The sequence below is a fragment of the Roseomonas sp. KE0001 genome (assembly GCF_016107285.1).
Classification (GTDB): Bacteria; Pseudomonadota; Alphaproteobacteria; order Acetobacterales; family Acetobacteraceae; genus Pseudoroseomonas.
On sequence record NZ_RCVQ01000001.1, the window covers coordinates 46,576 to 67,103 of the forward strand.

The 20,528-nt window shown below is 72.6% G+C and carries 17 protein-coding genes; 12 read left to right on the forward strand and 5 right to left on the reverse strand.

Going from position 1 to position 20,528, the window contains the following annotated elements; genetic code table 11:
• Positions 1 to 18: 18 nt before the first annotated feature.
• The gene (locus tag D9598_RS00195; protein WP_198364388.1) at positions 19 to 1,830 is read right to left on the reverse strand and encodes an AI-2E family transporter; all 1,812 of its coding nucleotides are present in this window, start codon (positions 1,828 to 1,830) and stop codon (positions 19 to 21) included.
• Between the two features lie 161 nt (positions 1,831 to 1,991).
• Here D9598_RS00195 and D9598_RS00200 point away from each other — a divergent pair, with 161 nt between their 5' ends.
• The 6 genes from D9598_RS00200 (at position 1,992) to D9598_RS21335 (ending at position 10,066) form a co-directional block, all read left to right on the forward strand.
• Positions 1,992 to 5,036, forward strand: coding sequence for a response regulator (locus D9598_RS00200; protein WP_198364389.1), 3,045 nt, complete (start codon positions 1,992 to 1,994; stop codon positions 5,034 to 5,036).
• On the forward strand, positions 5,033 to 5,431 hold the full coding sequence (locus D9598_RS00205; RefSeq protein ID WP_198364390.1) for a response regulator: 399 nt from the start codon (positions 5,033 to 5,035) through the stop codon (positions 5,429 to 5,431). Before D9598_RS00200 ends, D9598_RS00205 begins: the two co-directional genes overlap by 4 nt.
• Positions 5,432 to 5,536: 105 nt before the next feature.
• Positions 5,537 to 6,568 (forward strand): ABC transporter substrate-binding protein, encoded by a 1,032-nt coding sequence (locus D9598_RS00210; RefSeq protein WP_198364391.1) that lies wholly within the window; start codon positions 5,537 to 5,539, stop codon positions 6,566 to 6,568.
• Between the two features lie 9 nt (positions 6,569 to 6,577).
• Positions 6,578 to 8,797 carry an iron ABC transporter permease gene (locus tag D9598_RS00215; protein ID WP_198364392.1) on the forward strand — a complete coding sequence of 740 codons (2,220 nt, stop codon included), beginning with the start codon at positions 6,578 to 6,580 and terminating at the stop codon, positions 8,795 to 8,797.
• A complete protein-coding gene (locus D9598_RS00220; RefSeq protein WP_198364393.1) occupies positions 8,794 to 9,855 on the forward strand; it encodes an ABC transporter ATP-binding protein in 1,062 nt (353 codons plus the stop codon). Before D9598_RS00215 ends, D9598_RS00220 begins: the two co-directional genes overlap by 4 nt.
• Before the next feature lie 76 nt (positions 9,856 to 9,931).
• Positions 9,932 to 10,066 (forward strand): hypothetical protein, encoded by a 135-nt coding sequence (locus tag D9598_RS21335; protein ID WP_255528536.1) that lies wholly within the window; start codon positions 9,932 to 9,934, stop codon positions 10,064 to 10,066.
• A gap of 8 nt (positions 10,067 to 10,074) precedes the next feature.
• Here D9598_RS21335 and D9598_RS00225 read toward each other — a convergent pair whose 3' ends face one another.
• The 3 genes from D9598_RS00225 to D9598_RS00235 all read right to left on the reverse strand — a co-directional run bounded on the left by D9598_RS00225 (position 10,075) and on the right by D9598_RS00235 (position 13,395).
• Positions 10,075 to 10,788 (reverse strand): metallophosphoesterase, encoded by a 714-nt coding sequence (locus tag D9598_RS00225; RefSeq protein WP_198364394.1) that lies wholly within the window; start codon positions 10,786 to 10,788, stop codon positions 10,075 to 10,077.
• Between the two features lie 5 nt (positions 10,789 to 10,793).
• Complete coding sequence (locus D9598_RS00230) at positions 10,794 to 11,789, reverse strand: NAD(P)-dependent oxidoreductase (RefSeq protein WP_198364395.1); 996 nt, start codon at positions 11,787 to 11,789, stop codon at positions 10,794 to 10,796.
• A 130-nt stretch (positions 11,790 to 11,919) separates the two neighbouring features.
• On the reverse strand, positions 11,920 to 13,395 hold the full coding sequence (locus D9598_RS00235; RefSeq protein ID WP_198364396.1) for a phospholipase D-like domain-containing protein: 1,476 nt from the start codon (positions 13,393 to 13,395) through the stop codon (positions 11,920 to 11,922).
• Positions 13,396 to 13,578: 183 nt separating this feature from the next.
• Between D9598_RS00235 and D9598_RS00240 the strand changes: the two genes are divergently transcribed.
• Genes D9598_RS00240 through D9598_RS00265 form a run of 6 tightly spaced genes read left to right on the forward strand, consistent with a single transcriptional unit; the run spans position 13,579 to position 18,879 of the window.
• Positions 13,579 to 14,943, forward strand: a complete 1,365-nt coding sequence (locus tag D9598_RS00240) for an ABC transporter substrate-binding protein (protein ID WP_198364397.1) — start codon at positions 13,579 to 13,581, stop codon at positions 14,941 to 14,943.
• A 4-nt stretch (positions 14,944 to 14,947) separates the two neighbouring features.
• Positions 14,948 to 15,880 (forward strand): branched-chain amino acid ABC transporter permease, encoded by a 933-nt coding sequence (locus D9598_RS00245; RefSeq protein ID WP_198364398.1) that lies wholly within the window; start codon positions 14,948 to 14,950, stop codon positions 15,878 to 15,880.
• Positions 15,877 to 16,818: a branched-chain amino acid ABC transporter permease gene (locus D9598_RS00250; protein WP_198364399.1), complete on the forward strand. Its 942-nt coding sequence runs from the start codon at positions 15,877 to 15,879 to the stop codon at positions 16,816 to 16,818. Before D9598_RS00245 ends, D9598_RS00250 begins: the two co-directional genes overlap by 4 nt.
• Entirely contained in the window at positions 16,815 to 17,585 is a 771-nt protein-coding gene (locus D9598_RS00255; RefSeq protein ID WP_198364400.1) for an ABC transporter ATP-binding protein, read from the forward strand. The genes D9598_RS00250 and D9598_RS00255 overlap by 4 nt, the downstream gene beginning before the upstream one ends.
• Positions 17,572 to 18,228, forward strand: coding sequence for an ABC transporter ATP-binding protein (locus tag D9598_RS00260; RefSeq protein ID WP_198364401.1), 657 nt, complete (start codon positions 17,572 to 17,574; stop codon positions 18,226 to 18,228). Before D9598_RS00255 ends, D9598_RS00260 begins: the two co-directional genes overlap by 14 nt.
• 3 nt (positions 18,229 to 18,231) lie before the next feature.
• The gene (locus tag D9598_RS00265; RefSeq protein WP_198364402.1) at positions 18,232 to 18,879 is read left to right on the forward strand and encodes a GntR family transcriptional regulator; all 648 of its coding nucleotides are present in this window, start codon (positions 18,232 to 18,234) and stop codon (positions 18,877 to 18,879) included.
• Positions 18,880 to 18,913: 34 nt separating this feature from the next.
• Here D9598_RS00265 and D9598_RS00270 read toward each other — a convergent pair whose 3' ends face one another.
• A complete protein-coding gene (locus tag D9598_RS00270) occupies positions 18,914 to 20,512 on the reverse strand; it encodes a M20/M25/M40 family metallo-hydrolase (protein WP_198364403.1) in 1,599 nt (532 codons plus the stop codon).
• Positions 20,513 to 20,528 lie beyond the last annotated feature (16 nt).

Genomic DNA, 20,528 nt, shown 5'->3' on the forward strand with positions numbered 1-20,528 from the left:
CAACCCCCGCCGCATCCCTCAGGCGGACCCGGCTTCGCGCCGCGGCTCCGGCACCTCCTCCAGCGTGCGGCAGAGCGCCGCCAGCTCGCCGAGGGAGGTGACGATGACCTCGCCCGCCTTCTCGCGGCGCAGCGCCTCGAGCAGCGCGCTGTCCGGGGCGGCGTGCCAGAGGCCGACGACGATGCGGGCTCCCGGCAGCAGGCGCTGCCAGCGCCGCACCAGATAGCGGATGCCGGCCGCGCTGCTGCCGGATTCCAGCACGGCGATGCAGCAGAGCGCGAGGTTCGGCACGAGGCCGGGCGGCGGCTCGGCACCCTCGGCCAGCGCCAGGGCGGGCAGCCCCTCGGAGCGCAGCGCCTGGGCGGCGAAGGCGGCGGCGAGGTCGTCCAGCCGGCCGCGCCCGGCGGTGCAGAGAATACGCGGCGCTACCTCCCCGTCGCTTTCCTCCCCGTCGCTTTCCTCCCCCTTCAGCTCCTCCAGCAACCCGGCGAGGGAGAAGCGGATATCCTCCAGCTTCTCCGCCTCCAGCACCTCGCGCGACCAGTCCTGATCGGCCATCACCAGTGCGCGCAGCGCCACGCCGTCGTGATAGGCGGTGAGGGAGGGTTCCAGGCGCAGCTGTTCCCGCGCCTGCCGGATCAGCCCCTCGGGGTCCCGGCTCAGCGCGCGCTGGTAGAAGCGTTCCTCCGGCAGCAGCGAGGGCCGGTCGCCGAGGATGACGTCGAGGAAGCCGAGGCTCGGCGCGTGGCGGCCCAGCACCACCAGGCAGAGCGTCAGCGGCATGGCCAGCAGCAGGCCCATCGGGCCCCAGAGGAAGGTCCAGAAGATCGCCGCGATGATGACGGCGACGGGCGAGAGGCCGGTGCTGTGGCCATAGATCGTGGGCTCCAGCACCTGCCCCATCAGCGGTTCCGCGATCAGGAACAGGCCGAGCACCCAGAAGGCCAGCGACCAGCCGGGATCGACGGCGAGCGCGAGCAGCAGCGTCGGCAGCAGGGCGATGAACAGGCCGAGGAAGGGCACGAAGCGCATCAGCCCCGCCAGGATGCCCCAGAGCGCCGGGCTGGGCATGCCGAGGGCCCAGAGCGCCAGCCCGACCATGACGCCCAGCCCCGCATTGAGGGCGACCTGCGCCAGGAAGAAGCGGGAGAGCCGCCGGGCCGCGTCGTTCAGCGCCACGGTGGTGCGGTGCAGATCGCGGCTGCCGGCCAGCCGGATCACCCTGTCCCGCAGGTCCTCGCGGTAGATCAGCACGAAGATGGCGAAGAGCACGACCAGCCCGGCGGTGGCGAAGGGGGCGAGGACCGGGGCGGCGACCCCTTGCAGGATGTCGAGCGGCGTGGTCCCGCCCTCGGCCGCGGGCGGTGCCGAGGAGGCGGCGCCGGGCAAGGGCATGATGACGCCGTCGCCCATGAAGCCGGTCAGGTCTTCGATGGCGCGCCGCGCATCGGCCAGCAGTTCGGAGAGCCGCAGCCCCTCCAGCTTGGCGCGCAGATTGGCCTGGTACTCGGGCAGGTTGACGACCAGCGCGGCGGCCTGCCGCCCGATGACGATGCCGAGACCGAGGATGGCGCCGGCGCCGAGCAGCACGGTCAGCACCACCGCCAGGGCGCGCGGCAGCCAGAGGCGGGTGAGCAGCGACGCCACCGGGGCCAGGACGAAGGCCAGCAGTGTCGCCAGCACCAGCGGCATGATGATGTCGCGGCCATAATACAGGGCGGCGATGGTCAGCGCCGCGGCCAGCAGGCCCAGGATGCCCTGCAGGCAGCGCAGGATGGCCGTGGCGGGCGGGGAGGGCGTCGGGTCGGGAAGCGATTGGGGCAGGTTCACGGGCGGCATCCTGGAGAAGGCGCCGGTCCCCACCGGTCGGGCGCGCCGGGACAACGCCCGTGGCGGTGCCGGAGTTGAAGCCTGGACGTGGCTTCTTCTCTTTTTCGAGAACCCGCCGCGCGATCGCGGCGTTACGACCCCATCGCCTGGAAACCAATGCCTTGCCTGACGCCGCCTCGGCCACCGCCGCCTTCCTCTCCCGCCCGCGCGGCCGGCTGCTGGCCGGCGCCGCCCTGCTGGCCCTGCTGGCCGTCGGCGCGGGCGTCGCCGCCTGGATGGCGGCCGACCGCGCCCGCGCCCTGCAGGTGGCGGGCAACGCCCATGTGCTCGATGCCGAGGCGCTGCTCTCGGCGCTGAAGGATGTCGAGACCGGGCAGCGCGGCTTCGTCCTGGTGGGCGACGACACCTATCTCGAGACCTCCATGGGGGCGCGGCTCGCGCTGGGCCCCACGCTGGACCGCCTGGAGCGCGCCGCCTCGCCCGAGGCCGGCGGCTTTCCGTCCGACCGGCTGCGCGCCCTGACCGAGGCGAAGCTCGCCTGGTCGGACCGGGTGGTGGCGGCGCGCCGGCAGGAGGGGCTCGAGGCCGCCATCCGCCTGACCGCGACGGGGGAAGGGAAGGCGGTCATGGACGCGGCGCGCCGGGCGGTGGCCGAGGTGCAGTCGACCACCCGCGCCCGGATGGCGGTGCTCGAGGCGGAGAATGACCGCAGGACGCTGCTGCTGATCGCTTTCGCCGCCGCCGCCGCCGGCGGCGCCGCCCTGCTGCTGCTGCTGTATGGCCTCGCCCGCCGCCGGGCCGAGCGCCATGCCGTGGCCCTGCTGGGCGGGGTGATGGCGCATGCGCCGGTCGGGCTCGGCTTCCTGGACCGGGGCCTGCATGTCACCCATGCCAACAAGGCCCTGATGGCGCTGAGCGAGAGCCTCCTGGGCGGCGCCGGCCGCGCCCTGCCGACGGAGGTGCGGTCGCAGATGGAGCCGCATCTGCGCCGCGTCCTGCGGGATGGCCGGGCGGAATCCGGCGTCGAGGTGCGGATCAGGCCGCCGGGGCGGCCGGAGCGGCACCTGGTGATGGATTTCTTCCCGCTCGGCGGCCCGGCGGCGCGAGGCGACGGCGTCGGCCTTGCCGCCAGCGACGTCTCGGCGCGGCGGCGCATGGAGGAGAGGCTCCGGCGCAGCGAGGCGCGGCTGCGCATGACGGTCGACTCCATTCCGCAGCTGGCCTGGATGACCGACGACCAGGGGGCGGTGCAGTGGTTCAACCGCCGCTGGTTCGACTACACCGGCGAGACGCTGGAGAGGATGCATGGCTTCGGCTGGCAGGTGGCGCTGCATCCCGACCATGCCGAGGCGGTGGCGGCCGGGCTGCGCGCCGCGATCGCCGCCGGCGAGGGCTGGGAGGACAGCTTTCCGCTGCGTGGCGCCGATGGCCGCTACCGCTGGTTCCTCACCCGCGCGCTGCCCTTGCGCGAGCCGCCGGACGAGGAGTTTCCCGAGGGCCGCCTGATCGGCTGGTTCGGCACCAACACGGACATCACCGCGATGCGCGAGGCCGAGGAGGCGCTGGCCGTGGCCAAGGGCGCGGCGGAGGAGGCCAACCGCGCCAAGAGCCAGTTCATCGCCAATATGAGCCACGAGCTGCGCACGCCGCTCTCCGCCGTCATCGGCTATGCCGAGATGCTGGAAGAGGAGGCGCAGGACCTCCCCGGCACCGCGGCCTTCCGCGAGGACCTGGTGAAGATCCGCGCCAATGCGCGGCACCTCCTCTCGCTCATCAACGATGTGCTCGACCTGTCGAAGATCGAGGCCGGCAGGATGGAGGTGCAGGCCGAGGATTTCGACCCGGCGGCGCTGCTGCGGGAGGTCGCGGAGACGGTGCGCGGCCTGGTCGAGAAGAAGGGCAATGCGCTGGAGCTGCGGATCCCCGAGCGGTTGCCGCGGATGCATTCGGACCCGGTCAAGCTGCGGCAGTGCCTGTTCAACCTGATCGGCAATGCCGCCAAGTTCACCGAGGGCGGCCGTGTGACCCTGGCGGCCGAGGTGGAGCCGGGGGAGGCGGAGGGTCACCCCGGCTGGCTGCGGCTGCGCGTGGCCGATACCGGCATCGGCATGACGGAGGAGCAGCTCGCGCGTCTCTTCGAGCGCTTCGCCCAGGCCGATGCCTCGACCACCCGGCGCTTCGGCGGCACCGGCCTCGGCCTCGCCATCACCCGCGCCTTCGCGGCGATGATGGGCGGCGGCATCGCCGTGGAGAGCCGGCCTGGGGAGGGCAGCCTCTTCACCCTGCGCCTGCCGCTCGACCTCGGGGCGCCGGCGGCGGCGCCGGTGCCGGAGGCGCCTCCCGCCGGTTCCGAGGGGCGGGCCGGGCTGGTCCTGGTGGTGGACGACGACCCGGCGGCGCGGGAGCTGCTGTCGCGCTTCCTGAACCGGGAGGGCTTCGCCGTGCGCCTCGCCGCTGACGGCCAGGAGGCGCTGCGCCAGGCGTGCGCGCTGCGGCCCGATGCCATCCTGCTCGACGTGATGATGCCGCGCATGGATGGCTGGGCGGTGCTGGCGGCGCTGAAGGCCGATCCCGTGCTGGTCGAGACGCCGGTGGTCATGGTGACGATGGTGCGGGAGAGGGGCCTGGCCTTCTCGCTGGGCGCCGCCGACTATCTCGACAAGCCCGTGGAATGGAGCCGCCTGAAGCGCGTGCTCGACCGGTTCCGCGCGCAGCCCCAGCCGGGGAGCGCGCTGCTGCTGGAGCAGGACGCGGCGCATCGCGGCGAGCTGACCCGCCTGCTGGAGGCGGCCGGCTGGGTGGTGGAGCCTGTGGCGGATGCCGCCGCCGCGCTGGCCCGGCTGGCCCTGCCGCCGCCGCCCGCCCTGGCGCTGGTGGCGGTGCAGCAGGGCGGTGGGGAGGGCTTCGCGCTGATCCAGGAGCTGCGGCGGCGCGAGGAATGGCGGGCGCTGCCGATCATCGCCCTGGCTGGCGGGGCGGTGGAGGAGGAGGCGCTGGAGCGGCTGCGCGACCGGGTGCAGGGCCTGCTGCCGGCCGAGGAGGGCATGCGGGAGGAGTTGCTGCGCGAGCTGCGCCGCATCGCGACCCTCGTCCCGCGCGTTGTTGCGCCATCCGGCCCGGCGGAGATGGCGCGGCCCGCCGCCGGCGGGGAGAACCTCCGGGACGGGGGTCGGCAGGATCTGGATACGGAAGGACGAACCGCATGACCACGCTTCTCCTGGTGGAGGATCACGAGGAGCTCTGGGACTTCCTCTCCCGCCGGCTGCGCCGCCGGGGCTTCGAGGTGCTGCTGGCGCATGACGGGCAGGAGGGGGTGGACAAGGCGGTGCAGGCCCTGCCGGAGATCATCCTCCTCGACATGAATCTGCCTGTCATGGACGGCTGGACCGCGGCGCGGCAGCTGCGCGGCCGGCCCGAGACGGCGCATATCCCCATCATCGCGCTCACCGCGCATGCCATGGCCGGCGACCGCGCCAAGGTGATCGAGGCGGGCTGCGACGACTATCATCCGAAGCCCGTCGATTTCGCCCGGCTGCTGGAGCAGATCGACGCCGCCCTGCTGCGCCGGGAGGAGGGTCAGGACCGCCCGCCCGCCGCGTGAGGATCCCTTGTTGATGTGACGGTTTTGTTGCATTCCTGCGACAAGCCGGCGATGGCCGGTCCGGGAAGGCCGCCGCGCCGGCCTCCCGCCAGGGAGAGAACACCGATGCCGATCACCCTCCGTCACATCCTGCCGCGCGCCATGGCCCTGCTCGCCCTCTCGGCCGCCCCCGCCCTGGCGCAGGGCAGCCTGAACATCTACTGCTCGGCGCAGGTGGAATGGTGCCAGGCAGCGGCCAATGCCTTCGCCAAGGAGACCGGCATCCGCGTCAGCATGGCGCAGAAGGGCAGTGGCGAGGTGCTGGCGCAGATCCGCGCCGAGGCCCAGAATCCGCGCGGCGATGTCTGGTACGGCGGCACCGGCGACCCGCATCTGCAGGCGGCGGAGGACGGGCTCTCGGCCGAGTACCGCTCTCCCGTGCTGGGCGAGTTGCACGACTGGGCGCAGAAGCAGGCGCGTGATTCGAAGCACCGCACGGTCGGCATCTATGCCGGCGCGCTGGGCTTCGCCCACAACACCGAACTGCTGGCGCGTCGCAGCATCACGCCGCCGGCTTGCTGGAAGGACCTGCTGAAGCCGGAGTTCCGCAACGAGATCCAGATGGCCAATCCGCAGTCGAGCGGTACGGCCTATGTGATGATCGCGACCATGGTGCAGGTGATGGGCGAGGAGGCGGCCTTCCAGTACCTCAAGGACCTGCACCGCAACATCAACACCTATCCGCGTTCCGGCACCGGCCCGGTGAAGGCGGTGGCGCGGGGCGAGACCGGCGTCTCCATCTCCTTCGTGCACGACGCGGTGACCGAGAAGCTCGGCGGCTTCCCGGTCGGCTACGCGCTGCCCTGCGAGGGGACGGGCTACGAGATCGGCTCGATGTCGATCATCAAGGGGGCCAGGAACGAGCGCAACGCGCGGCGCTTCTACGACTGGGCGCTGACCCCGGCGGCGCAGAAGCTCGGCGCCGAGACGAAGCAGTTCCAGACCCCCTCCAACCGCGCGACGCCGGTGCCGGCCGAGGCGCCGCAGATGGATCAGATCAAGCTGATCGACTACGACTTCGCGAAGTTCGGCACCAGCGCCGAGCGCCGCCGGCTGATCGAGCGCTGGGACCGCGAGGTGAACAGCCTGCCGCGCTGAGGCCGGGCCATGCGCGCCGCCGGCCTGACCGGCGCGGTGATCGCCCTGGTCGCCGCGCTTCTCCTCCCCTGGTACCTGACGCGGGACGGGCTCGGCCTGCTGTCGGAGCTGGGCCTCGGCTGGTTCACCGATGCCGATTACGGACCGGCGCTCGGGCAGGCGCTGAGCCAGGGCCGCTGGTGGCTATGGCCGGCGGTGCTGGCGCCGCTCGCCGCGCTGGCCGCGACGCTGGCGCCGCTGTCCCGCCGGGCGCGGGCCGGGTGGCTGCTGCTGGCGGGCGGGCTCGGCCTGGCGCTGCTGGTCGCGCAGGGCGAGGCGATCGGCGTGCGCGGCTGGCGCTTCGCCGGGCTGGAGACGCTGTTCGGCGTGCTGGACGACCGGCAGTTCGGCATCGGCTGGGGCGGCAGCCTGACGGCGATGGGGCTGGCACTGGTGCTCGCCGCCGGCCTCGCCGGCCGCGGCGCCTTCCGGGGCGATGCCTTCACCGCCGCGGCCGCGACGGCGGTGGCGATTGGCGTGCTGCTCTTCACCTTCCTGCCGATCCTGGCGCTGCTGACCGACGCCTTCCGCGACGCCGCCGGCGCGGTCAGCCTGACCGCCTCGGTGCCGCGCCTGGCCGATGAGCGGCTGTGGGGGCTCGGCTGCCTTGCCGGGGCGCCGCGCTGCGGCGTGGTCTGGAACACCATTCTCCTGGCGGTCCTGACCGGCGCCGGCACCACGGCGCTCGGCCTCGCCTTCGCGCTGCTGGTGACGCGCGGGCGGCTGCGCTTCGCCCGCGCGCTGCGCTGGCTCACCGTGCTGCCGATCGTGACGCCGCCCTTCATCCTGGGGCTGGGGCTGATCCTGATCTTCGGCCGCTCGGGCCTCGTCTCGATCGCCGCCGCCGAATGGTTCGGGCTGGAGCTGGGGCGCTGGATCTACGGCCTGCCCGGCATCTTCCTGGCGCAGCTCTTCGCCTTCACGCCGATCGCCTTCCTGGTGCTGATCGGCGTCGTCGAAGGGCTGTCGCCGACGCTGGAGGAGGCGGCGTCGATGCTGCGCGCCTCGCCGGCGAAGATCTTCCGCACCGTCACCCTGCCGCTGCTGATGCCGGGGCTCGCGAATGCCTTCCTGCTCGGCTTCATCGAGAGCATCGCCGATTTCGGCAATGCGGTGGTGCTGGGCGGCGGCTTCAACGTCCTGGCCACGGAGATCTTCTTCGCCGTGGTCGGCGCCCAGGCCGATCCGGGCCGCGCCGCCACGCTCTCCCTGGTGCTGCTGCTGATCGCCGGGCTGGTCTTCCTGGCGCAGAGCCGGCTGACGGGGCGGAAATCCTATGTCTCCATCGGCGGCAAGGGCGATTCCGGCCTGCCGCCGCCGCTGCCGCGCGGGGTGCGGCGCCTCTGCCTCGGCGTCGCGCTGCCCTGGGCGGGGCTGACCGTCGCGCTCTACGCGCTGGCCGTCTCGGGCGCCTTCGTCGAGGTCTGGGGCCGCGACTACACGCCGACGCTACGCCACATGGTCAAGGCCTTCGAGATCGAGTGGAACGGCGGCGCGCCACGGCTCACCGGCCTCGCCTGGAACAGCGTGCTGACGACGCTCGAGCTCGCCGCGATCGCCGCGCCCGTCACCGCGCTGCTCGGCATCCTGGCGGCCTGGCTGTTCAGCCGCGCCCGCTTCGCCGGCAGGGGGCTGCTGGAATTCGCCACCCTGCTGTCCTTCGCCGTGCCCGGCACGGTGATCGGCGTCGCGTATCTGCGCGCCTTCAACCTGCCACCGCTGGAACTGGCGGGGACGGGGGCGATCATCGTGATCTGCTTCATCTTCCGCAACCTGCCGGTGGGCCTGCGCTCCGGCATGGCGGCGATGGCGCAGATCGACCGCTCGCTGGACGAGGCCTCCCACACGCTGGGCGGCGGCGGGCTGGACGCGTTCCGCCGCGTCCTGCTGCCGCTGCTGCGGCCGGCGATCATCGCCGGGCTGACCTATGCCTTCGTCCGCGCCATGACGACGATCAGCGCCGTCATCTTCCTGGTCACGGCGGAGACCGAGCTGGCCACGGTGTTCATCGTCAACCGCGTCATCAACGGCGATTACGGCCTGGCCATCGCCGTCGCCGTCGTGCTGATCGTGCTGATGCTGGCGGTGCTGGGGCTGGCGCAGCTCCTGGTCGGCCAGCGCCGCATCGGCCGCCGCGCCGTCCTGCCGGTGGCCACGGCACCCACCGCCACGCCAGGAGCCGCCGCATGACCCGCGCCGCCGAGATCCGCTTCGAGCACGTCACCAAGCGCTTCGGCGCCGCGACGGCAGTGCGCGACGTGTCCTTCGCCATCCCCGCCGGACAGCTCTGCACCCTGCTCGGCCCCTCGGGCTGCGGCAAGACGACCATCCTGCGGATGATCGCCGGGCTCGACTATCCGAGCGAAGGGCGGGTGATGATCGGCGGCCGCGACGTCTCCTCGCTGCCGCCGGCCGAGCGCGACGTCTCCATGGTGTTCCAGTCCTACGCGCTGTTCCCGCACATGACGGTGCTGGAGAATGTCGGCTACGGCCTGGTTGTCTCGGGCCGCGGCAAGGCGGCGGCGGGGGAGGCGGCGCGGGCCGCGCTGGCCTCGGTCGGGCTGGCGGGCTTCGAGGCACGGCTGCCCTCGGAGCTCTCGGGCGGGCAGCAGCAGCGTGTCGCCGTGGCGCGCGCCCTGGTGCTGGAACCCTCGGTGCTGCTGTTCGACGAGCCGCTGTCCAACCTCGACGCGCGGCTGCGGCGGCACATGCGCGAGGAGATCCGCGAGTTGCAGCAGCGGCTCGGCGTCACCGTCGCCTATGTGACGCACGACCAGAGCGAGGCGCTGGCGATCAGCGACAGGATCATCGTCATGAACACCGGCGTCATCGCCCAGGAAGGCACGCCGGCCGAGCTTTACGATGCGCCGCTCAATGCCTTCGTCGCCGGCTTCATCGGCGATGCCAACCGGCTGAAGGGGGATCTGCGGCGGCTGGATGCGCGGCAGGGCGAGGTGCGGCTTGGCCGGACGCGGCTGACCCTGCCGCATCGCGACCGGCCGGACGGGCCGGTGGAGGTGGCGCTGCGGCCGGAGGCGATCCGCCTGCTTCCGGCCGGCGACGCGGCGGCGGCCGTGGAGGGGCGGGTCACCAAGGCAGCCTATCTGGGCGGCGTCATGGAATACACGCTGGAGACGCCGCTCGGCCCGATCTTCGCCATCGCCTCGTCGAGCGAGACCCGCCGGGCACCGGGCGAGGCCGTCGGGCTCGGCCTGACCGGCCACGGCGTGGCGGTGCTGGCGGGATAACGGGCCGCGCCATCAGGGATGCGTTAACGGAAGTGACGGATAACGACAGGCGTTCTCAACGACAGGGACGCCGCTCATGGCCTGCCTCGCCCCGACCTCTCCGCCGCTCCGGCGCCGCGTGACCCGTCTGCTGCGCCGCTGGCTGGGCCAGGACGCCTACCGCCCGGAGCGGCATTACATGCGCGGCGGCCGCGCCGCGCCGCCGGGGTGAACCGGACCTCACGCGAAGAGGAAGCCGATCCGGTCCTCCTCCAGCACCGCACAGGTCAGCGGGCCGCCGGACCAGGCGGCCGTGTCGAGATTGATGCGGTTCGGCAGCACCTCCGGCTCGGCGCGGGCGGTATGACCATGCACGACGACGAAGTCATGCGGCCCGGTCCAGGAGAGGAAGGGCTGGCGGATGCGCGTCAGATCCTCCCGCGCCTGGGCCGGGAAGGGTGTGCCGGGACGCAGCCCCGCATGGACGAAGCAGTAGCCGCCCTCCTGATGGAACAGCTCCAGCCCGCGCAGGAAGGCATGATGCGCGGACGGGATGGCCGCCGCCCAGTCCGCCGCCGCCGCCTCGGGCGAGAGGCCGTAGCTTGCGAGCGTGGCCCGGCCGCCGCACCAGAGCCAGTCGGCGACATCCCCGGGGCCGCCCTCCAGCGCGGCCAGCATCGCCACCTCGTGATTGCCGGTGAGGTTCTTCACCGCGAGGCTCTCCGGCAGGGCGGCGCCCGTCATCCAGCGCAGCACACCGGCGCTGTCGCCGCCCTTGTCGACGAAATCGCCGAGATGCAGCAACAGGCCCGACGGGCCCGGCCGGGCCGCGTGGTCGGCGGCGATCAGCCCGTGCAGCGCGGCGAGGCGGTCGGCGCAGCCATGGATGTCGCCCACCGCGTAGATGCGCCGCCCGGCCGGCAGGCGGGCGGGGGCGGGACGGAACTCGGGCACGCGCCTCAGCCTCCGATGCCCAGCCGCCGCAGCCGGTGCGCCGCCTCGGGATTCAGCGCGCCCTCCGGCATCCGTCCGGCGGCGAGGGCGGCGACCTGGCGCACCGTGTCCATCGCCTGATGCTCCGCCGCCTCGCGCGTCAGCCCGCCGATATGCGGCGTGGCGACGACGTCGGGGCGGCGGGCCAGGCGCGGGCTCGGCTTCTGGTCCGGGGCGCGGCCGACATCCATCGCCGCGCCCGCCAGATGGCCGGATTCGAGCGCCGCCTCCAGCGCCGCCTCGTCCACCAGCTCGCCGCGCGCCAGGTTGATGAAGAAGCTGCCGCGCCGCATGGCCGCGAAGGCGGCGGCGTTCATCAGATCGGCGGTCTCCGGCGTGGCGGCGGCGAGGCAGACCACGACGTCGGCGCCCGCAAGCAGGGCCGGGAGGGAGACCGGCTCGGCCTCCCCATCCGCGATCGTCGCCTCCGGATCATGCGCCAGGACGCGCATGCCGAAGGCGCGCGCCAGCACCGCCATGCGCCGGGCGATGCGGCCATAGCCCAGCAGGCCGAGTGTCGCGGTGGAGAGCTGCAGGCCCGGGCGCGCCGGCGGCGCGGCGCTGTGCTGCCAGGCCGCGCCGGCATGGGAGATGCCGCGGGCCAGGTCGATCATCAGGCCGATGCCGAGTTCGGCGACGGCATCGACGAAGCCCGGTGTCGCCTGCGTCACCAGCACGCCGGCCTCGGAAGCGGCCGGCAGGTCGATGGTGCTGACATCCACCGCGCCGCGCAGGAAGGCGACGAGATCGGGCGCGGCGGCGAAGGTCTCCGCGAGGCCGGGCGTGGCGCGGTGGGCGATGATCGCCTGGCAGCCGGCCGCGGCCTCGGCCAGCGCGGCGCCGGCCAGCACGCGGCCGCTGGTGTTGCGGACCACCTCGGCATGCTCGCGCAGCGCGGCCAGCGCGCGGTCGCCGAAATAGCCCGCGAAGGCCTCGTCGGTATGGGTGAGATAGACCTTCATTCCGGGCATCGTCCTGGGGCCGGCGGCTTCGGCATGTTCGTCGCTCCCTGTTCCCGGACCCTGCGTGTCCCTGGATCGGCCCGGCGTCCGGCCAGATTGGGCGCCGGCTCCGCCCGGGGCAAGCGGCGGCTCAGCGATGGCGGCGCCAGAGGCGGGGGCGGCGGAACAGGCCGCGCCGGGAGGGCGCCTCGAACATCTCCTCCGGCCCTTCGGGGTCGAGGATCTCGTTGTCGGCCAGCCAGGCCTCCACCGCGTTGAGATCGGGCGTCTCGTAGGGGCGCAGGCTGCGGCCGGGTCCGCGCAACGCCTCGATGGTGTCGATCAGGGAGCCGCCCTCCGCCAGCCGCCGGGTGATCTCCGCGGGGGGAACGCCAAGATGCTCGGCCAGCAGCCCGTCGCGGATCGCCGCGATGGCGGGGCCGGCCGCGGCATTGGCGGGGCGCGCCGCATCGATCACCACGTCGCATTCGGTGTCGAGCCGCAGCGAGCGGTTGTTCAGGTTGGAGGAGCCGATGCGCAGCACCTCCTCGTCGATCACCAGGATCTTGGCATGCACGTAGATCGGCGTGCCGCCCGCGGTATAGGGATGGTAGAGGCGGAAACGCCCGTTCCGGTCGTGCCGGCGCAGGGCCTCGCGCAGCCGCGCGCGCGCCGTGTCCATGGCGATGGGCTCAAGCCAGCCCTGGGCGGTGAGCGGATTGATCAGCACGATCTCCGGCCCGTCCGGCTCATCCAGGCGGCGCGCGATGGCCTCGGCGATGCGGCGCGAGGAGAAGTACTGGCTTTCGGCATAGATCCGCCGCCGGGCCCGGGCGATCAGCGCGAGGTACAGCGCCTCGATCTCATGCACCGCCTCGGTATCGCCGTTGCCGGGCAGGGTGCGCGCGATGCCGACCTCGATCTCGGTGAAGTCCGGGCCCAGCCCTTCCGGCCAGAAAGGCCCGCGCGTCGGCACCTGCGCCAGCGCCGCGCCGCCGGCGCAGCGCCAGCGCTCGCGCGCCAGGTCGCCGATCGCCCGCGCGGCGGCGCCTTCCAGCGCGGTGGTGGCGTCGTGCCAGGGCGGGTAGGGCCGGCCGCCGGGCTTGCGGCGGCGCGGCTCGTCGTCGCGGTGCTCGCGCCGGTCCCAGCGGTCGGCGGTCATGTCGATGCCGCCGCAGAAGGCGAGGCTGTCGTCGAGCACGACGATCTTCTGGTGGTGCGAGGCGCCCGGCGGGTGCGCGCCGTCGAGCTGCAGGGTGATGCGCGGGTGGTGCATCCAGCGCAGCACGTAGAGCAGGGTATTGCCGCGGAACAGCGCGGCGAGGGCGCCGAGCCGCCAGCGCAGCACATTGACCTCCAGCGCCGGCCGGCGACGCACCAGCCAGAGGATGAAGTCGCCGAGGCGCTCCGGCCCGCCATCCTCCTCCGCCCCCGGCAGGACGATGCGGGCGTCGAAGTCCCAGCCGACCAGCATGATGCGCCGCTCGGCGGCCAGCATGGCGGCGCGGGCGGCGCGGAAATAGGCGTCCGCGTCGATGATGACGGCGACGCGGCTCGCAGGCTCGATGCGCCAGCAGGCGGCGCCGGGCTGGAGGAGGGTATCCGGGGCGGCCGGCTGCAGATCCATGCCTCCTCCATCCCATTGCCGCCGGGTGCCGGGCAAGCCCCCCAGGCGCGGGGGCCGGATCGAAGTCCGCACGGAAAGGCGGGCTGGCAGCGGCTTGGCAGGCCCCGGCTTGGCAGGTCCCGTCCGGCCATGCCACTCTGCCGCAGAGAGCCGATTCAAAGGCCATGCTGGAGGAGTGTCCGAATGTCTGAGATCGTTTCCACGATCCCCCCCGCCTTGTCCGGACGTCCGGCCCATCCCGGGCGCCGCGCCCTGCTCCAGGGGGCGCTGGCCGCCGGCAGCCTGGTGCTGGCCGGACGGCACGCCCAGGCCCAGACGCAGAAGCCGGCCGAGATCAAGGTCGGTATCGCCACCTATCTCTCGGGCCCGGCCAGCGTCTTCGGCGTGCCGGCGCGGCAGGCGGCGGAGATGCTCTTCGAGCAGCTCAACGAGGCCGGCGGCATCGGCGGCGTCAAGGCGCGGCCGATCTTCGTCGATGAGGGGCCGGGCGTGGACCATTTCGTCGGCGAGTACCGGCGGCTGGTGCAGAGCGAGAACGTCAACCTGATCTTCGCCGGCATCTCGTCGGCGGATTGCCTGGCCTGCGCGCCGCTGGCCGATGAGCTGAAGCGCCCGACCCTGCTCTGGGACTGCGGCACGCAGCGCATCTTCGAGGAGGGCAAGTACGGCTATGCCTACCGGCCCCAGGCCAATGCCACGCCCGAGGTGCTGGCGGCGGTCCTCTACCTCCTGAAGGTGAAGCCGGACTTCCGCTCCATCGCCGTGGTCAACCAGGACTACGCCTGGGGCCGGGATTCCTGGGAGATCTTCCGCACCGCGCTGAACACGCTGAAGCCCGGCGTGCGCGTCGCCGCCGAGCTCTTCCCCCGCTTCGGCGCCACCGACTACTCGACCGAGGTGACGCGCCTGCTGGCGCTGCGCCCGGATGTCATCTTCTCCACCCACTGGGGCGGCGACCTCGACGCGCTGATCCGGCAATCCTCCGACCGCAGGCTGTTCGAGCGCAGCACCTTCGTGCTGCCGCTGGCGGAATCCTCGCTGGAGCGCGTCGGCCGCGCGCTGCCACCGGGCCACATCATCGGCGCCCGCGGCGACCACTGGTTCCTGCATCCCAGCCCCCGCGACCCGGCGCTGCTGAAGCGCTTCACCGACGAGTACCGCAAGCGCTTCAACACCTACCCGATCTACTCGACGCACCACATGGCGCAGGCCGTCTTCGCCATGAAGGCGGGCTACGAGAAGGCGATGGCCAGCAAGGGTGGCGCCTGGCCGAACGACGCCGAGCTGGCGGCGGCCTTCAAGGGGCTCGAGTTCCCGTCGCTCACCGGCACCATCCGCATCCGCGAGGACGGGCAGGGGCTGGAGGACCAGCTGATCGGCACCACCGTGCAGACCGAGCAGTATCCCTTCCCGGTGATGACCGACATGATGGTCATGCCGGGCGAAATGGTCACCACCCCGGTCGGCCAGAAGAGCACCGACTGGCTCAAGACGCTGACGCCCGACATCCTCGGCAAGCTGCCGCAGCCCGTCGCCCACAAGCTCTGAACCGATGGGAAACTGGCTGGCCGAGAACGGCCTGCTGCTGGGCCTCGCCGCGCTGGACGGATTGTCCTACGCGGCGGCGGTCTTCATGGTGGCGGTCGGGCTGAACCTCGTCTTCGGCGTGCTGCGCGTGCTCAACATCGCCCATGGCAGCCTCTATGCCATCGGCGGATACTCGGCCGCCGCGCTGGGGCTCTTCCTGATCGGCGCCGGCCTGCCGGAATGGATCTCCTACCCGGCGCTGCTGGTCGCGGCGCTGCTGGTCGGCGCCGTGCTCGGCCCGCCGATCGAGCGGCTGCTGCGGCGCATGCAGGACCACGAGCCGGTGCTGCAGCTGCTGATCACCTTCGCGCTGTTCATGATCCTCGAGGATCTGCAGAAGCTGCTCTTCGGCGTGCAGCCGGTGGTCTCGGACGCGCCGGTGCGGCTGCTCGGCACCGTGGACGTGCCCTTCGGCGTCGACGTCATCCCGTTCAACACCTACCAGCTCTTCGTGCTGCCGGGCATCGCGCTGTTCACCCTGGCGGGCCTCGCCTGGTTCCTGCGGCGGACGCTGTCGGGGCGGATGATCGTGGCCGTCACCACCGACCGCGAGGCGGCCCGCGCCATGGGCATCGACGCGGCGAAGGTGACGATGCTGACCTTCACCGCCGGCGCGGCGCTGGCGGCGCTGGGCGGCGCGCTGGCCTCGCCCACCGTCTCGCTGGTGCCGGGCGTCGGCGCGCAGACCATCGTGCTCTCCTTCGCCGTGGTGGCGACGGCGGGGCTCGGGCAGATCGAGGGGGCGGCCATCGCCGCGCTGCTGATCGGGCTCGGCCGCTCCTTCGCGGTCTATTTCGAGCCGGAGCTGGAGGTCGTCGTGCCCTATCTCATCATGGTCGCGGTGCTGCTGGTGCGGCCGCAGGGGCTGTTCGGCGTGACGGAGACCCGACGCATATGAGCCGGACCGCCGAACTCCTTCTCGCCCTGCTGGCGGCGGCGGCGGTGCTCGCCCTCGCCTGGGCGGTGCCCTGGCTGCGCTTCGTGCTGACCATCGCCATGGCCAAGGGCCTCGCCGTGCTCGGCATCCTGCTGCTGCTGCGCGCCGGACAGGTCAGCTTCGGCCATGCGCTGTTCCTCGCCTTCGCCGCCTATATCGTCGCCTTCCTGGCGCCGCTGCTGCCGGAGGCGACGCTGCTGCTGCCGGTGGCGGCGCTCGGCTCGGCGCTGCTCGGCCTCCTCGTCGGCCTCTTCGTGGTGCGCTACCGCGAGATCTTCTTCGGCATGCTGAACCTCGCGCTCAGCATGGTCTTCTACTCGCTGCTGGAGAAGCTCTACTCCATCACCCACGGGACGGACGGCATCCGCCTGCCGCCGGTGCGCTTCCTGGGCCAGGTGCTGGAGGGCCCGGCCTATGGCTGGGCGGTGCTGATCCTGGCGCTCGTGCTGGCGCTCGGCTTCGGCGCGCTGGTCCGGGTCTACCTGGCCTCGCCGATGGGCCAGGCGCTGGCCGGCATCAAGACGCGCGAGGCGCGGCTGGAGTTCATGGGCGTCTCGGCGCGGCGCGTGTTGCTCTCGGCCTATGTTCTCGCGGCGCTGATGGCCGGCTGCGGCGGCGCCATCCTCTCCATGGCCTCGCGCCACGTCACGCCGGCGCTCGCCTACTGGACCGCCTCGGGCGAGCTGGTCTTCATCGCCATCCTGGGCGGCGCGGGCAGCGTCTTCGGACCCTTCCTCGGCGCCATCGCCTATGAGCTGACGCGGGTCTACGCGGCGGCGACGGTCGCCGACGCCTGGCAGATGATCCTGGGCGCGGTGCTGCTGCTGGTCATCCTCTTCGCGCCCGGCGGGCTGTGGGGGATCGGCCGGTCGCTGCTGGCGAAGCGGGGTGCGGCATGAGCGTGCTGCTCTCGGCCCAGGGGCTGAAGCTCGCCTTCGGCGGGGTGAAGGCGGCCGACGGCATCGATCTCGACGTGATGGAGGGCGAGTTCCTCGCCATCATCGGCCCGAACGGCGCCGGCAAGACCACCTTCATCAACATGACCACCGGCTACCTGAAGCCGCAGGCGGGCCGCATCACCTATCGCGGGCAGAGCCTGCTCGGGCTGTCGCCGCGCCGGATCGTCGATCTCGGCGTGGCGCGCTCCTTCCAGCTTCCGCAGCTCTTCACCGAGCACACGGTGCTCGAGAACGTGGCGCTGGCGATCGCCGCGCGGGAGGGCGTCTGGTCGCCCTTCGCGCCGCTGCTGCGCCCGGCCTTCCGCCGTGAGGCAGAGGAGGTGCTGGCGCGGTTCGGCCTGGAGGCGCTGGCGGAGCGGCGTGGCGACGCGCTGAACGAGGGCGCCCGCAAGCTGGCCGACATCGCCATGGCGGTGGCGCTGCGCCCGCGCCTGCTGCTGATGGACGAGCCGACCAGCGGTGTCGCCGCCGCCGACAAGATGGGCGTGGTGGAGACGCTGGTGCGGGTGCTGCGCGAGGCGAAGGTGACCGCCGTCTTCGTCGAGCACGACATGGAGGTGGTGGCGCGCTTCGCCGACCGCGTGGCGGTCTGGGGGCAGGGGCGCATCATGGCGCTCGGCCCGCCGCAACAGGTGCTGAACGATCCGCAGGTGCTGCGCGACGTCATCGGCATCGCGCCGCAGGAGGCTGGCCATGCTCCGGCTTGAGGGCATTTCCGTGGACATCGCGCAGGCGACGGTGCTGCGCGGCGTCTCGCTGCATGTGCCGGCGGGCGGGCGCGTGGCGCTGATCGGCCGCAACGGCGCCGGCAAGACCACGACGCTGCGGACCCTGATGGGCCTGCTCGAGCCGCGTGGCGGCAGCATCACGCTGGACGGCAAGCCTTGCGACGGCGTGCCGGCGCATCATCGCGCCCGGCTCGGCATCGGCTACGCGCCGGAGGAGCGCAGGCTCTTCGGCAGCTTCACGGTGGAGGAGAACCTGCTGCTGCCCGCGCAGGTGCTCGGCCTGCCCGGGGCGGAGGTGCGGCGGCGGCTGGAAGCGGTCTATGAGCTGCTGCCGGAGCTGCGCGGCTTCGCGCCGCGCAAGGCCGCCGGGCTCTCGGGCGGGCAGGGCAAGATGGTGGCGCTGGGCCGCGCGCTGATGGTCGGCACCCGCGCCGTGCTGCTGGACGAGCCCTTCCAGGGCCTCGCTCCCGCCCTGGCGCTGCGCTACGCCGAGGCGCTGGCGCGGCTGCGCACGGCGCTGCCCGACGTCGCCATCCTCATCACCGAGAGCAGCCCGGATCTTCTCCGCGCGCTGGTGGACAGCACCTTCGTGATCGAGCGGGGCGAGATTGCCGCCGCCTGACGCATGACCCAGCCGACCCTGACCGAGACCATCCGCCAGGTGCTGGCCGATGACATCACCGCGGGGCGGCTGGCGCCGGGCGGCGAGATCGACGAGAGCGCCGTGGCCGAACGCTTCGGCGCCTCCCGCACGCCGGTGCGGGAGGCGCTGCGCGAGCTGGCCTCGGCCGGCCTGGTCGAGATCACGCCCAGGCGGGGGGTGCGCGTCACCGCCGTCAGCATCGAGCAGCTGGGCGAGTGGTTCGAGCTGATGGCCGAGACCGAGGCGATGTGCGCGCGCCTCGCGACCTTCCGCATGACGCCGGCCGAGCGCTTCGCCCTGCAGAGCCTGCACGCCGATTTCGATCCCGCGGCGGCGGGGCTGGATGTCTATGACGACTACAACCGCCGCTTCCACAGCCTGCTCTACCAGGGCACCCACAATGGCGTGCTCGCCGCGCACGCGGCGGCGATGCGGCTGCGGCTCGCCCCCTACCGCCGCGCGCAGTTCCGCGAGGAGCAGCGCATCGGCCATTCCCACGAGGAGCACGCGGCAATCCTGGAGCGCCTGCTGCGCGGGGCGGGGGAGGAGGCGGCGCAGCTGATGCGCGGCCACATGCTCTCGGCCAGCGCCGCGCTCGCGCAGTACATGCGCCGCGCCAAGGAGGGTTGAGGGGCACCGCTCCTCAACCCCGTGCCATCGCCGCTCAGAGCGGCTCGCCGGCGCCCGTCCCGTGATGCGGCGTCGGGATGCACCATTCCTCGCCGCGCGGCGTGGTCACATATTCCGGCCAGCGCAGATCGACCGGCGGGTCGAAATCCGCGGGCAGCAGCGGCCCCACCCATTTCGAGCCGCCGATGCCGCCGCCGGTGCGCTCGCGGAACTCGGCCTGCGCCGCCTCCAGCGCGCCGGGCTTCGCGGCGAGGTCGAGCAGGGTCAGCGCCATGGTGCGGCCGGCGACGAACATCCCCGGATCCACCGCCTCCGGCAGGCCGCCCAGGGCGTTGTAGGTCCAGGCCGGATAGGCGTAGCCCGGACCCGGCGGCCGCAGCCGCGGGCGCGCGGCCAGCAGGCGCACCGTGGGGCAGTGCCAGGAATACTCGACATAGTCATCGGCCGAGAGGTGCATCTGCCAGGGCGGCAGCCCGCCGCGCAGCTTGGCCTCGTTCTCCTCCGGCGACATCAGGCGGGAGACATTGGCGATGAAGGGATCGGCCATCGGCTCCAGGCCGAGGTTCCTCTGGATGGCGCGGCCGAACTCCAGCGCCGCCTCGGGATAAACCGGCGCGCCCACCTCCTGCAGGTTGGCCCAGGTGAGCTCCGTCATCGCCGTGTTCGGCAGGCCGACGCGGGTCTTCGTCACCCAGCGGACGAAGGCGCGGCAGCCGGTGCTGGCGGCGACATGGCGGGCGTTGTTGGCCAGCACCTTCCAGATCTGCTCCTGGATGGCGAGGGAGGAGGAGCGCCAGGAGTACTGGATCTGGCTGAAGCGTGGTGGCAGGTTGTCCGAGGTCGCACCGCCATCGCCGAGGATGTACTCGTTCAGCGTCCAGGAGCCGGTGTGCGGGAACATCGCCTCCTTGGTGTACTTCGTCGTCGTGTACATCAGGCAGAGCGCATCCACCGCGCCGGGGCAGCGGGCGATGGCGTGCGAGGCGTCGATCGGCATCAGCGAGGGATCGACCCAGGTCTCGGGCGCCTCGGCCTCGAAGCTGATGACGGCGCTCCAATAGGCGCCGAAATGCGTCTCGCCCGTGACGGTATTGGCCGGCCAGGGGTGCCAGACCACGGCGGCGTCAAGGTCGTCGAAATAGCCCTTGGCGGCGTGGATCGGCTTGGAGCCGCAGACCTTCTCGGCCGGCTCGCCGAACAGTTTCAGCCGCCCCTTCACCCCGTGCTGCTGCATCGCCGCCTTGGCGGCCAGGATCGCCGTCAGCGCCGCGGTGCCGAGCACGGAATGCGGATCGGTGTGCCCGGCCGCATAGGGATGCAGGCCCTCGCGCGGCGCCTTGTAGGGCACCACCTGCTGCGAATTGCCGGGCACCGCGTCGTACTCGGAGAAGCTCGCCAGCACCGGGCCGCCATCGCCCCAGCTGGCGGCGAAGGCGGTCGGCATCTGGCCGGAGCCTTCCTCGACCGCGAAGCCCTCGGCGCGCAGGATCTCGACATAGTCGCGCATCGAGCGGTATTCGCGCCAGGCCGGCTCGGCATGGCTCCAGATCCGCGCGTTGAAGGCGGAGAGCCGCGCCTCGTTTCCGCTGATCCAATCCATCGCGGATCGGCGCAGCGCCTGCAGTTGTTCCATCGGAGCAATCTTCCCG

Coding starts and splice junctions, on each gene's coding strand:
- D9598_RS00205 (WP_198364390.1), top strand. CDS start 5,033: ATGACCACGCTTCTCCTGGTGGAGGATCACGAGGAGCTCTGGGACTTC.
- D9598_RS00210 (WP_198364391.1), top strand. CDS start 5,537: ATGCCGATCACCCTCCGTCACATCCTGCCGCGCGCCATGGCCCTGCTC.
- D9598_RS00215 (WP_198364392.1), top strand. CDS start 6,578: ATGCGCGCCGCCGGCCTGACCGGCGCGGTGATCGCCCTGGTCGCCGCG.
- D9598_RS00220 (WP_198364393.1), top strand. CDS start 8,794: ATGACCCGCGCCGCCGAGATCCGCTTCGAGCACGTCACCAAGCGCTTC.
- D9598_RS21335 (WP_255528536.1), top strand. CDS start 9,932: ATGGCCTGCCTCGCCCCGACCTCTCCGCCGCTCCGGCGCCGCGTGACC.
- D9598_RS00230 (WP_198364395.1), bottom strand. CDS start 11,789: ATGAAGGTCTATCTCACCCATACCGACGAGGCCTTCGCGGGCTATTTC.
- D9598_RS00235 (WP_198364396.1), bottom strand. CDS start 13,395: ATGGATCTGCAGCCGGCCGCCCCGGATACCCTCCTCCAGCCCGGCGCC.
- D9598_RS00240 (WP_198364397.1), top strand. CDS start 13,579: ATGTCTGAGATCGTTTCCACGATCCCCCCCGCCTTGTCCGGACGTCCG.
- D9598_RS00245 (WP_198364398.1), top strand. CDS start 14,948: ATGGGAAACTGGCTGGCCGAGAACGGCCTGCTGCTGGGCCTCGCCGCG.
- D9598_RS00250 (WP_198364399.1), top strand. CDS start 15,877: ATGAGCCGGACCGCCGAACTCCTTCTCGCCCTGCTGGCGGCGGCGGCG.
- D9598_RS00255 (WP_198364400.1), top strand. CDS start 16,815: ATGAGCGTGCTGCTCTCGGCCCAGGGGCTGAAGCTCGCCTTCGGCGGG.
- D9598_RS00260 (WP_198364401.1), top strand. CDS start 17,572: ATGCTCCGGCTTGAGGGCATTTCCGTGGACATCGCGCAGGCGACGGTG.
- D9598_RS00265 (WP_198364402.1), top strand. CDS start 18,232: ATGACCCAGCCGACCCTGACCGAGACCATCCGCCAGGTGCTGGCCGAT.
- D9598_RS00270 (WP_198364403.1), bottom strand. CDS start 20,512: ATGGAACAACTGCAGGCGCTGCGCCGATCCGCGATGGATTGGATCAGC.